This is a genomic window from Streptomyces sp. NPDC042002 (genome assembly GCF_055588305.1).
On record NZ_JBVJCT010000001.1, the window covers coordinates 132,479 to 144,641 of the forward strand.

Here is a 12,163-nt window from a genome sequence, read left to right on the forward strand (position 1 = left end):
CCAGGGGCTACGGATCGCGGCCCGTTCATGGACCAGGGTGTGACGTGGGGAGTTCCCCCGTCCCCCGCATTCCGCTCGAACCACAGAAGAGAGACCCACCACCCATGTCCTGGCTGTCCAGATTCAGCCTCGCGCAGCGGGCCCTCATAGGGCTGATGTCGATCATCGCGCTCGGCTTCGGGGCGATAGCGATCCCCCAGCTCAAGCAGCAGCTGCTGCCCACCATCGAACTGCCCGTGGTGTCCGTGCTCGCGCCGTACCAGGGTGCGTCTCCGGATGTGGTCGAGAAGCAGGTCGTCGAGCCCGTCGAGAACAGCCTCCAGGCCGTCGACGGCATCACCGGTGTCACCTCCACCGCGAGCGAGGGCAACGCCGTCATCATGGCGTCCTTCGACTACGGCAACGACACCAAGCAGCTCGTCGCCGACGTCCAGCAGGCCGTCAACCGGGCCCGCGCCCAGCTCCCCGACAGCGTCGACCCGCAGGTCATCGCCGGTTCGACGGACGACATCCCGACCGTCGTCCTCGCCGTCACCTCCGGCCAGGACCAGCAGGCCCTGGCCGACCGGCTCGACCGCACGGTCGTCCCCACCCTCGAGGGCATCGACGGCGTCGGCCGGGTCGATGTCGCCGGTGTGCGTGACCTCCAGGTCACCGTCACGCCCGACGACAAGAAGATGGCGCGGGCCGGTCTCACCCCGGCCGCCCTCGGCCAGACGCTCCAGGCGGCCGGGGCGACCGTTCCGGCCGGCTCCTTCGACGAGGGCGGCAGCAACCGCACCGTGCGGGTCGGCGGCGGCTTCACCTCGCTGAAGCAGATCCAGGACCTGATGGTCACGGGGCTGCCCGGCAAGAAGCCCGTGCGCCTCGGCAATGTCGCCACCGTCAAGCAGGAGCAGGCCAAGGCCGACTCCATCACGCGCACCGACGGCCGCCCGAGCCTCGCGGTGACCGTCACCATGTCCCACGACGGCAGCGCGGTCGCCATCTCCGACGCGGTCAAGAAGAAGCTGCCCGGCCTGCGGGCCGACCTGGGCACGGGATCGGCGATCACCGTCGTCAGCGACCAGGGCCCGGCGGTCTCCAAGTCCATCCACGGGCTGACCACCGAGGGCGCCCTCGGCCTGCTCTTCGCGGTCCTGGTCATCCTGCTCTTCCTCGCGTCGGTCCGTTCGACGCTGGTCACCGCGGTGTCCATCCCGCTGTCCGTGGTGCTGGCCCTGGTCGTGCTGTGGACCCGTGACCTGTCGCTCAACATGCTGACGCTGGGCGCGCTGACCATCGCGATCGGCCGGGTCGTCGACGACTCGATCGTCGTCCTGGAGAACATCAAGCGGCACCTCGGATACGGCGAGGAGCGCCAGGAGGCGATCCTCACCGCGGTCCGCGAGGTGGCCGGCGCGGTCACCTCCTCGACGCTCACCACGGTCGCCGTCTTCCTGCCGATCGGTCTGACCGGCGGCATGGTCGGCGAACTGTTCGGCTCCTTCAGCCTGACGGTCACGGCGGCGCTCCTCGCGTCCCTGCTCGTCTCGCTGACGGTCGTCCCGGTTCTCTCGTACTGGTTCCTGCGCGCCCCCAAGGGCACCCCGGCGGACGCCGAGGAGGCCCGGCGCCTGGCCGAGGAGAAGGAGGAGCGCAGCCGTCTCCAGCGCTTCTACGTCCCCGTCCTGCGCTTCGCGACCCGTCGCCGGCTGACCAGCCTGCTCATCGCGGCCGCGATCCTCGTCGGCACGTTCGGCATGGCGCCCCTGCTGAAGACGAACTTCTTCGACCAGGGCGAGCAGGAAGTCCTCACCGTCAAGCAGGCGTTGAAGCCGGGCACCAGCCTGGCCGCGACCGACACGCAGACGCGGAAGGTCGAGAAGGTCCTCGCGGGCGTCAAGGGCGTCAAGGACTACCAGGTCACCATCGGTTCGTCCGGCTTCCTGGCGGCCTTCGGCGGCGGTACGGACACCAACCAGGCGTCGTACCAGGTCATGCTGGAGGACTCCGCGTCCTCCAAGGACGTCCAGGCCCGTATCGAGAAGGGACTCGGCGGGCTCTCCGGCGCCGGCACCCTCACGGTCTCGGCCGGCAACGGGTTCGGCAGCCAGGACCTCAAGGTCGTCGTGAAGGCGGCGGACGGGGACGTGCTGCGCAAGGCGGCCGGCCAGGTCCGTGACGAGGTCGCGAAGCTCGACGACGTCACCGACGTCACGAGCGACCTCTCCCAGAGCGTGCCGCGCATCTCGGTCACGGCCAACTCCAAGGCGGCGGCGGCCGGTTTCAACGAGGCCACGCTCGGCGCGGCCGTCACCCAGGCGGTCCGCGGCACGACCAGCGGCAAGGCGATCCTGGACAACACTGAGCGGGACGTCGTCATCAAGACGGCCGAGCCGGTCGGCACGCTCCAGGAGCTGCGCGGGCTGCGGCTCGGCGCGGTGAAGCTCGGTGACATCGCCGACGTGAAGCTGGTCGACGGGCCGGTCTCGATGACCCGGATCGACGGCCAGCGGGCCGCCACGATCACGGCCAAGCCGACCGGTGACAACACCGGCGCGGTCAGCGCGGATCTCACGGCGAAGCTCAAGACGCTGAAGCTGCCCGCCGGTGCCACGGCGGCGATCGGCGGTGTCTCGTCGGACCAGAGCGACGCGTTCAAGAACCTCGGCCTGGCGATGCTCGCGGCGATCGCGATCGTCTTCATGCTGCTGGTGGCGACGTTCCGTTCGCTGGTCCAGCCGCTGATCCTGCTCGTGTCGATCCCGTTCGCGGCGACCGGCGCGATCGGCCTGCTCGTCGTCACGGGCACCCCGATGGGTGTCCCCGCGATGATCGGCATGCTGATGCTCATCGGCATCGTGGTGACGAACGCGATCGTGCTGATCGACCTCGTCAACCAGTACCGCGCGCAGGGTCACGGCGTGGTCGAGGCCGTGATCGAGGGCGGCCGGCACCGGCTCCGCCCGATCCTGATGACGGCGCTGGCGACGATCTTCGCGCTGCTGCCGATGGCGCTGGGCGTGACCGGCGAGGGCGGCTTCATCGCGCAGCCGCTCGCGGTGGTCGTGATCGGCGGTCTCATCACGTCGACGCTGCTGACGCTGCTGCTCGTTCCGACGCTCTACGCGATGGTCGAACTGCGCAAGGAGCGCCGGGCGAAGAAGCGGGCGGCGAAGCGGGAGTCGGCGGAGCGGGAGGCCGAGTCCGGCGAGAGCGCCGTAGGCGACGAGGACAAGTCCCCGGAGCCGGCCGGAGTCTGATCCGGTTCCAGGAAGGGGTCCCCGCCCCGGCGTTCACGCGCCGGGGCGGGGACCCCTCGCTTTTCGGCCACACCGGAACCGCCGGGATTCCGGCAGCACCCGAGCCTTCCGCAATTGGTCCATACCAAAGCCTTGACGGCGCTTTGCTTGCGCCTTAAAACAACTGGTGAACACCTCTCTTTCGACCCCCCACCGGAACGTTCAGGGCGCACATCGGCGAAAGGTATGACATGGGCATGCAAATTCGGTGGAGGCGTGCGGCGTACGCCGCGGCCGGCACCCTCGTCCTCGGACTGCTCAGCGTGCTCCCGGCCTCGCCCGCCGCGGCCGCCACGGGGCAGATCAGCGGCCTCGCGGGCAAGTGCGTCGACGTGGCCGGCGCGGGCACCGCCAACGGCACGGCCGTACAGCTCTACGACTGCAACGGCACGGCGGCACAGCAGTGGAACGTCGGCGCGGACGGCACGATCCGGGCGCTCGGCAAGTGTCTGGACGTCACCGGCAACTCGACCGCCTCCGGAGCCCAGCTCCAGCTCTGGGACTGCAACGGCGGCCCCAACCAGCAGTGGGTCGTCACCGCGGCCCGGGACATCGTGAACCCCCAGGCCGACAAGTGTGCCGACGTCACCGGGAACAACCCGGCCAACTCCACCCGGCTGCAGATCTGGACCTGCACCGGTGGCGCGAACCAGAAGTGGACGGCTCCGGCCGGCGGCGGCACTCCGAGCGGATTCGTCGTCTCCGAGGCGCAGTTCAACCAGATGTTCCCGAACCGGAACTCCTTCTACACCTACAGCGGCCTGACCGCCGCGCTCGGCGCCTACCCCGCCTTCACCACGACCGGCAGCGACACGGTCAGGAAGCAGGAGGCCGCCGCGTTCCTCGCCAACGTCAGCCACGAGACCGGCGGACTCGTCTACGTCGTGGAGCAGAACACCGCCAACTACCCGACCTACTGCGACTGGAGCCAGTCCTACGGCTGCCCGGCCGGCCAGGCGGCGTACTACGGGCGGGGCCCGATCCAGCTCAGCTGGAACTTCAACTACAAGGCCGCGGGTGACGCCCTCGGTATCGACCTGCTGGGCAATCCCTGGCTCGTCCAGAACGACGCGGCGGTGGCCTGGAAGACCGGCCTCTGGTACTGGAACACCCAGTCGGGCCCCGGCTCCATGACCCCGCACAACGCGATGGTCAACAGCGCGGGCTTCGGCCAGACCATCCGCAGCATCAACGGCTCGCTGGAGTGCGACGGCAGGAACCCCGCACAGGTGCAGAGCCGCGTGGACGCCTACCAGCGCTTCACGTCGATCCTCGGCGTCGCGCAGGGAGCCAACCTCTACTGCTGACCGCCCGACGACACGGCAAGGGGCGCCCCTCGTGACCGAGGGGCGCCCCTTGCCGTCGAGCCGTCGGGTCTACGGCAGCGCCAGCATCCGCTCCAGCGCCAGCTTCGCGAACGCCTCGGTCTCCTTGTCGACCTCGATGCGGTTGACGAGGTTGCCCTCGGCGAGGGACTCCAGCGTCCACACCAGGTGCGGCAGGTCGATGCGGTTCATCGTCGAGCAGAAGCAGACCGTCTTGTCGAGGAAGACGATCTCCTTGCCCTCGGGCGCGAAACGGTTCGCGAGACGCCGTACGAGGTTCAGTTCCGTGCCGATCGCCCACTTGGAGCCGGCCGGGGCCGCCTCCAGGGCCTTGATGATGTACTCCGTGGAGCCCACGTAGTCCGCCGCCGCGACGACCTCGTGCTTGCACTCGGGGTGCACGAGGACGTTGACGCCGGGGATCCGCTCGCGCACGTCGTTCACCGAGTCCACGCTGAAGCGGCCGTGCACCGAGCAGTGGCCGCGCCACAGGATCATCTTCGCGGAGCGCAGCTGCTCCGTGGTCAGCCCGCCGTTCGGCTTGTGCGGGTTGTAGAGCACGCAGTCGTCCAGGGACATGCCCATGTCGCGGACGGCGGTGTTGCGGCCGAGGTGCTGGTCGGGCAGGAACAGCACCTGCGAACCCTGCTCGAAGGCCCACTCAAGGGCCCGCTGGGCGTTCGACGACGTACAGATCGTGCCGCCGTGCTTACCGGTGAACGCCTTGATGTCCGCCGACGAGTTCATGTACGAGACGGGCACGACCTGCTCGGCTATCCCGGCCTCGGTCAGTACGTCCCAGCACTCGGCGACCTGCTCGGCGGTGGCCATGTCGGCCATCGAGCAGCCCGCGGCGAGGTCCGGCAGGACGACCTTCTGGGCGTCGCCCGTGAGGATGTCGGCCGACTCCGCCATGAAGTGCACACCGCAGAAGACGATGTACTCGGCCTCCGGACGGGCCGCCGCGTCGCGGGCCAGCTTGAAGGAGTCACCCGTGACGTCCGCGAACTGGATGACCTCGTCGCGCTGGTAGTGGTGGCCGAGCACGAAGACCTTGTCGCCGAGCTTCTCCTTGGCCACGCGTGCGCGCTCGACCAGGTCCGGGTCGGACGGCGAGGGCAGGTCGCCGGGACACTCGACGCCCCGCTCGCTCTTCGGGTCGGCCTGGCGGCCGAGCAGCAGCAGGGCGAGGGGCGTCGGCTGTACGTCGAGCTCCTGGGTCTGGGCGGTGGTCACGACACGCACCCTTTCTGTTCTGCGGGTCGCCGGGCTCGTAAGGAGGCGGGCCCGGCGTAACGATACCTTTTCGTCGAATTGACGCTATCTATCATAACCGCTTCACGTCACGTTGACGATGGCCATAGCGTCCATGTGACGTGAATCCCGGTCGCCGCTCCGGCGGGTGACACCCGGGTGTCCGTGGGGTTGTCCACAGGCCGGTGTTCGTGCGCGGGCGTATGTGCGAGCATGAAGAGAGAAGGCACAAGACATGAGCTCGGCCCCGGAATGAATCCGCGGCCCCGCCGGTTGCAACCAGCGGCAAGCAGTCTCCGTACAACCCGGGAGAGAAGCAGATGTCCGTATCGGACGAGACCACCACCGTGAGCGACGGCATCATGCTGTCCGACGCCGCCGCGGCCAAGGTCAAGGCCCTGCTCGACCAGGAAGGCCGCGAGGATCTGGCACTGCGCGTCGCCGTTCAGCCCGGCGGCTGCTCCGGCCTGCGGTACCAGCTCTTCTTCGACGAGCGCTCGCTCGACGGCGATGTCCTCAAGGACTTCGACGGGGTGAAGGTCGTCACCGACCGCATGAGCGCCCCGTACCTGGGCGGCGCCTCGATCGACTTCGTGGACACCATCGAGAAGCAGGGCTTCACGATCGACAACCCGAACGCGACGGGCTCCTGCGCCTGCGGCGACTCCTTCAGCTAGTCCGCGACCGGCGGGGCCCGGGATCGTTCCGGGCCCGTGTTCGGCCGGCCCGACTGCCACTGAGCCGAGCCCGCGGCTCACGGCTCCGGCCGGACGCGTACGTACACGCCGAGTACGGACGAAGGCGGCGTCCCCCTCCGACGGGGACGCCGCCTTCGCGTATCCGGGACCGGGCAGCCGCTAGCCGAGCGGCTCCGGCGTCGCCGTGGACGGCGAGGGCAGGGCGAAGCTCCCGTGGTGGACCGCCTTGCCGTCCGTCCCCACGACCGCGCGGCCGTCGAGCGGCGCGTCCAGGCGCACCGTCTTCTCGTAGATCTTGGCGATCATGATGCAGATCCTGTTCTTCCAGGGCTTCTCCGTCACGGTCACCGTGACCTTGCCGGCGCTCTCGGCCGCCGACGCCGTGTAGTCGGCGCACACGCCGCCGGTGAAGCTGACCGTCAGGTTCCTGCCGTCCGCGGTGTAGCCCTGGACGTCGACGTCACGGGTGGCCGCCGGTGAGGACGGCTCGCTCGGCGGCACGGTCGGATCCGCGCTCGGCTCCGCCGACGACGCCGGCGCGGCCAGGAACTTCGGGTCGACCGCCGGATGCGTCACGGTGTAGGTGTCGCCCGCGCCCGGCGACCGCACCTCGAACAGCCAGGACGGCACGAGCGCCTGCCGCCCGTTCGCGCGTTGCGCCGCCAGTCCGAAGGTGGCCTTCTCGACGGTCACCGACTCCGGCTTCGGTGCCGGGGTCGAGTGCTCGCACGGCATCTCGTCCCGGTCCTTCAGCGGTACGGGGCTGGCGCAGCCGCCGATGCCCATGCGCCGGTCGCCCGTCGTCGGCGCCGACCCGTTCATCAGGTCCAGTGTCTTCCGCGCGCCGACGACCGGGTACGCGTCCCCCTCCACCGGCGTCTTCAACTGGCCGCTGCCGCCGATGACATGACCCTCCACGTTGATCTGGAGGCCGGTCGTCCACCCGTAGGTGGGCAGTCCGCCCACCACCGGGTCGGCGTTCACCACCCTTACGGGGCCCATGAGTTGGCTCGCGTCCAGCTTCGCGTCGTCCTGGCCCACCGCCTTCAGCACGGGTGCCGCCGCCTTCTTCGCCGCCGCCTCGCTCACCGGGTCCGGAGCGAAGCCGGTCGGGGAGCCGGAGCCGATCGGCCGGCACATCTTGCCCTTGGCGCAGTTGTCGGTCCCCGGGATGTAGGAGCTGAAGGTCCAGGTCCCCGGGGCGTCCGCGTTCACCCGCAGGTTCGGCTCGGCGCCGCCCTCGGCCGTGCCGACCGTCCAGGCGTCCCCGACGAGCCGGGGTGTGCCCGCCAGGTCCAGGGCCTTCGCGAGCCGGGCCACCTCGGCCCGGGTCACCTCGCCCTCGGCCCACTGGACGCGCGCCGAGCCCGGTCCCGCGGGGAGCGCGCCGTCGGCGCGGTAGGTCGTGCCGTAGGGGTTGGGCTCGCCGGGCGCGATACCGGCGGTACCGCCCGTGGCCCCGGCGCTCGCGGTACTCCCGGCGTAGCCGTCGAGGGCGAGCCGCGGGGGAGTGCCGTCGGCGCCGGGCGTCCCGGAACGGCCGCCGCCGGACGCGGTCGCGGCGAAGTACGCGCCGCCGCCCCCGACCAGCAGCACAGCGGCGACGACCGAGGCGACGACCGCCGGGGTCCGCCGCCGGCGCACCCCACCTGCCCCGGTCCCCTCGCCGGGACCTCCGATGATCTCCGGGACGGGACCTTCCGGGGAACCTCCGCCGTGCTCACCGCGGAAGCCGTCGCCCGAACTCACGACGGCCCCCTTGGCCTGCTTGCCGAGCGCGCCTTCGGCGTGCCCGCCGACCGTCTCGGCCTGCCCGGGGACCGTGCCTTCGGCATGCCCGTCGAGCGCACCCTCGGCATGCCCTTCGGTAGTGCCTTCGGCGGGACTCTCGACGCCGCCTTCGGCGGGAAGCGTGACGCCGCGTTCCGCGGGACCCGCGACGCCGCTGTCGGCGGGAGTCTCCGACGCTGCTTCGGCGGGATCCTCGACGGAGTGCTCGGTGTCACCTTCGCCGGGGCGCTCGGCGGAAGCGTCGCCGGGGTCCTTCGCGGGACCTCCGACGGCGGTCCCGGAGGGACCCGCGTCGGAACCGGCGATGCCGCCTTCGACGGAGCCGTCCGCAGGATCCGCGCCGGACCGCTCGGCGTCGCTTCCGACACCGCCCGCGCCGGGACCTTCGGCCGCTCCGCCGGTGGATGCGTCGCCGGGATCTCCGACGGCACCCTCGGGCGAACGCTCGCCGGGGCTTTCGACGGCGCCCTCGGCGGGACCTTCGACGGAAGCCTCGGCGGCCACGGCGGTGGCGTCCTCGCCGGAATCCGTGACCGTCTCCGGGGTGGTTCCGTCCGCGGAACCCTCCACCGTCTCGTCGGCCGCGTCGGCGGGACCCGCGACGGCGTCCTCGGTGGCGTCCTCGACGGGACCCCTGCCGTGACCCTCGACGGGATCGGTCGCGTCGTAGTCGGGTCGCTCGGTGCTCACCGCATCGCTCCTTCGGCTCCACTGCTGTCCCATGACCCGACCCTGTCAAGGACGGGCCCTCCAGGGTCGTATTACGCATCCCCTATACGGGGGACAGCGTTGGGACGCAGCGGGGGAGCGCACGGTTCCCTGCGAGCGCACTCCGTCTTCACCCGTTCGGCGCCGCCGGGGCTCTCACCCGTACGGCGGCACCGCGCGGGCCACCGCCGTCAGTCGCCGTAGTCGGACATCGCGTCCAGCATCCGTGCCGAGGTGGGCGGAACGGTCACCCCGTGGATGAGGGAGAGGGAGACGTGCAGGGGAGGGACCGGTGCGGGAGCCGACCAGTGGCCTGCCATCCGGGCGCAGTCGCCGCGCAGCGACGCCAGATCGCCTTCCAGGTCACTGACCGGGCCGAGCGGAGCGGTGTCATGGACCTTGAGGTTCGTCATACCGGAACCGTATGCACCGTTGCCGTCACGAAGAAAGATCTACTATCGGGTAGTTTTGGCCCTTCAGGGGTCGCGCGCGGACCCGGTAGCGTTAAGTGTCAATCCCCTCCCCCCGCAGGAGCGTGTCCTCGCCGTGCGTATCGCAGTCACCGGCTCCATCGCCACCGACCACCTCATGACCTTTCCCGGCCGTTTCGCCGACCAGCTGGTCGCCGATCAGCTGCACACGGTCTCCCTCTCCTTCCTGGTCGACAACCTCGATGTCCGCCGGGGCGGGGTCGGCGCGAACATCGCGTTCGGCATGGGCCAGCTCGGTACCCGTCCGGTCCTGGTCGGGGCGGCGGGATCCGACTTCGACGAGTACCGCGCCTGGCTGGACCGGCACGGCGTCGACACCGCCTCCGTGCGCATCTCCGAGGTGCTGCACACCGCGCGCTTCGTGTGCACCACGGACGCCGACCACAACCAGATCGGCTCGTTCTACACGGGCGCGATGAGCGAGGCCCGCCTCATCGAGCTCAAGGCCGTCGCGGACCGGGTCGGCGGTCTCGACCTCGTCCTGATCGGCGCCGACGACCCCGAGGGGATGCTCCGTCACACCGAGGAGTGCCGCACCCGCGCGATCCCGTTCGCCGCCGACTTCTCGCAGCAGATCGCGCGCATGAACGGCGACGAGATCCGGGTCCTGCTGGACGGCGCGACGTTCCTCTTCTCGAACGAGTACGAGAAGGGGCTCATCGAGTCCAAGACGGGCTGGACCGACGAGGAGATCCTCTCCAAGGTCGGCCACCGGGTCACCACCCTCGGCTCGCGCGGTGTCCGTATCGAGCGCGCGGGCGACGACCCGATCGAGGTCGGCTGCCCCGAGGAGGAGCTCAAGGCGGACCCGACGGGCGTCGGAGACGCGTTCCGCGCCGGCTTCCTCTCCGGTCTCGCCTGGGGTGTCTCCCTGGAGCGCGCCGCCCAGGTCGGCTGCATGCTCGCCACCCTGGTCATCGAGACGGTCGGCACCCAGGAGTACCAGCTGAGCCGCACCCACTTCATGGACCGCTTCACCAAGGCGTACGGCCACGAGGCCGCCACCGAGGTCCGGGCGCACCTCTCCTAGGCCGAGGTCCGGGCCCGCCTCCGCCGGACGGAGGTCAGGGCCCGGCCCGCCCCGGTGGTGGTCCCGGCCCGGACCGTGAGACCAGGACGGGGCCTAGGACAGCCGGCGGACGACATAGGCCGAGCCGTGGTCCGCCGGTTCCTCTCCTACGTACTCCTGGCCCCGCATCTCGCACCACGCGGGGATGTCGAGGCGGGCCGCCTCGTCGTCGGACAGGACCCGGACCGTGCCGCCGACCGGCACGTCCCCGATGACCTTGGCCAGCTCGATGACGGGGATCGGGCAGCGCCTGCCCAGCGCGTCGACCACCAGCGCGTCGACCGAGGCGGGGACCTTCGTCACCGTCGTCGGTGCCCCCAGCTTCTCGCGGACCCCCGCGACCAGGCCCGGGAGAACCGACAGGAAGCGGTCGACGTCCTCCTCCGGGATGCCGGGCGGCAGCGACACCCGCACATTGCCCTCGCTCAGGACACCCATGGCCTTCAGGACATGGCTGGGGGTGAGGGTGCTGCTCGTGCACGACGAGCCCGAGGACACCGAGAAGCCCGTGCGGTCCAGTTCGTGCAGCAAGGTCTCTCCGTCGACATAGAGACAGGAGAAGGTGACGATCCCCGGCAGTCGGCGGACCGCGTCGCCGACCACCTCGACATCCGGCACCAGCGCCGGCACCCGCGCGCGGATCCGCTCCGTCAGTTCACGCAGCCGTACCGCCTCCTCGGCCGCCTCCGCGCGGACGGCACGCAGCGAAGCCGCCGCGGCCACGATCGCCGGGATGTTCTCGAACCCCACCGCCCGCCCCGACTCCCGCTCGTCCGCGGGGCCTTGGGGCGCGAACCGTACCCCCTTGCGTACGACGAGCAGCCCGACGCCCGAAGGGCCGCCCCATTTGTGGGCACTCGCCGTCAGCAGGGACCAGCCGCCCTCCACCCGCCCCCAGCCCAGCGACTGCGCCGCGTCCACCAGCAGCGGCACCCCCGCCTCCCGGCACATCTGTGCTACCTCGGCCACCGGTTGCTCCGTGCCCACCTCGTGGTTGGCGGACTGGAGGCAGGCGAGCGCGGTGCCGGGGCGCAGGGCGGCCGCGTAGGAAGAAGGGGACACCCTGCCCGCGCGGTCGACCTGAACCAGGGTCACCGCGCCGCCCGACGTCTCGTGGGCGTCTGCCGCATGGAGTACCGACGAGTGTTCGACGGCTGACACGATCAGGTGGTCTCCGACGCGCCGCCGGCCCGCCAGGGCACCCTCGATCCCGGAGTGCACCGCGCGGGTGCCGGAGGCGGTGAAGGCCAGTTCGTCGGGGCGGCAGCCCACCGCGTCGGCCGTCGCCTCGCGCGCCGCGTCGAGGAGCAGCCGGGCCCGCCGGCCCTCACGGTAGAGACGGGCGGGATCGGCCCACCCCTCGTCGAGCGAGGCCTGCAGGGCCTGTCGGGCGACGGGGTGCAGCGGAGCCGCGGACGCGGCGTCGAAGTAGGACACGCCACCACGCTAGCCCGTGCTCCCAAGGGGGCGTCAGAAGCCATCCGGACTGGGGCATTCCAGGTGCCCCGACAGGGCCTTGCAGGCGAAACAGCACTCCTTCGGG

General features: G+C 70.9%; 8 protein-coding genes. 4 read left to right on the forward strand and 4 right to left on the reverse strand.

What is annotated here, in order from left to right:
- Nucleotides 1-104 precede the first annotated feature (104 nt).
- Nucleotides 105-3,245, forward strand: a complete 3,141-nt coding sequence (locus tag ACZ6KY_RS00555) for an efflux RND transporter permease subunit (RefSeq protein WP_469308100.1) — start codon at nucleotides 105-107, stop codon at nucleotides 3,243-3,245.
- 236 nt (nucleotides 3,246-3,481) lie between these two features.
- Nucleotides 3,482-4,591, forward strand: a complete 1,110-nt coding sequence (locus tag ACZ6KY_RS00560; RefSeq protein WP_469308101.1) for a glycoside hydrolase family 19 protein — start codon at nucleotides 3,482-3,484, stop codon at nucleotides 4,589-4,591.
- Nucleotides 4,592-4,660: 69 nt separating this feature from the next.
- On the opposite strand, the gene nadA is transcribed toward ACZ6KY_RS00560, so the two are convergent.
- Nucleotides 4,661-5,845, reverse strand: coding sequence for a quinolinate synthase NadA (gene nadA, locus ACZ6KY_RS00565; protein ID WP_469308102.1), 1,185 nt, complete (start codon nucleotides 5,843-5,845; stop codon nucleotides 4,661-4,663).
- A gap of 338 nt (nucleotides 5,846-6,183) precedes the next feature.
- Between nadA and ACZ6KY_RS00570 the strand changes: the two genes are divergently transcribed.
- Nucleotides 6,184-6,540 (forward strand): iron-sulfur cluster assembly accessory protein, encoded by a 357-nt coding sequence (locus ACZ6KY_RS00570; protein WP_385702096.1) that lies wholly within the window; start codon nucleotides 6,184-6,186, stop codon nucleotides 6,538-6,540.
- Nucleotides 6,541-6,720: 180 nt separating this feature from the next.
- On the opposite strand, the gene ACZ6KY_RS00575 is transcribed toward ACZ6KY_RS00570, so the two are convergent.
- Nucleotides 6,721-9,042 (reverse strand): hypothetical protein, encoded by a 2,322-nt coding sequence (locus ACZ6KY_RS00575; RefSeq protein ID WP_469308103.1) that lies wholly within the window; start codon nucleotides 9,040-9,042, stop codon nucleotides 6,721-6,723.
- A gap of 209 nt (nucleotides 9,043-9,251) precedes the next feature.
- Nucleotides 9,252-9,473, reverse strand: coding sequence for a hypothetical protein (locus ACZ6KY_RS00580; RefSeq protein WP_401325835.1), 222 nt, complete (start codon nucleotides 9,471-9,473; stop codon nucleotides 9,252-9,254).
- 133 nt (nucleotides 9,474-9,606) lie between these two features.
- On the opposite strand from ACZ6KY_RS00580, the gene ACZ6KY_RS00585 reads away from it, so the two are divergent.
- Nucleotides 9,607-10,581: a carbohydrate kinase family protein gene (locus tag ACZ6KY_RS00585; RefSeq protein WP_469308104.1), complete on the forward strand. Its 975-nt coding sequence runs from the start codon at nucleotides 9,607-9,609 to the stop codon at nucleotides 10,579-10,581.
- Nucleotides 10,582-10,674: 93 nt separating this feature from the next.
- Here the strand turns inward: ACZ6KY_RS00585 and ACZ6KY_RS00590 are convergent, their stop codons facing one another.
- Nucleotides 10,675-12,057, reverse strand: coding sequence for an aminotransferase class V-fold PLP-dependent enzyme (locus tag ACZ6KY_RS00590; protein WP_469308105.1), 1,383 nt, complete (start codon nucleotides 12,055-12,057; stop codon nucleotides 10,675-10,677).
- Nucleotides 12,058-12,163 lie beyond the last annotated feature (106 nt).